The sequence below is a fragment of the Mesorhizobium sp. GbtcB19 genome, assembly GCF_019091085.1.
GTDB lineage: Bacteria > Pseudomonadota > Alphaproteobacteria > Rhizobiales > Rhizobiaceae > Mesorhizobium.
The window spans coordinates 1-240 of sequence record NZ_JAGXJY010000462.1 but is presented as its reverse complement, the minus strand read 5'-3'; the positions used below and the strand labels follow the sequence as shown (position 1 = coordinate 240).

Genomic DNA, 240 nt, shown 5'->3' with positions numbered 1-240 from the left:
CTATGTCTTCATCTCGGCGCCGGGCGTCGTAATGCTGGCGCCGAGCGGCGCCGGCTCGGACGCGGTGACCGGTACGTCCTTTGCCGCCGCGTTCGTCAGCGGCGCCATCGCCAACCTGATCCACGCCGCGCCCGACCGCTCGGCCGCCGACATCGAGAAAGCGCTGGCCGCAACGGCCAAGGTTCTTGGGCCGAAAGGGCGGGACAATGATTTCGGCTATGGGCGGATGGCCACGAAGGC

The 240-nt window shown here is 68.8% G+C and carries 1 protein-coding gene; it reads left to right on the top strand.

Features of this window, described 5'->3' with window-relative positions:
- On the top strand, nt 1–240 hold a 240-nt coding region (locus KVT37_RS32750; RefSeq protein ID WP_217579077.1), incomplete at both ends, for a S8 family serine peptidase.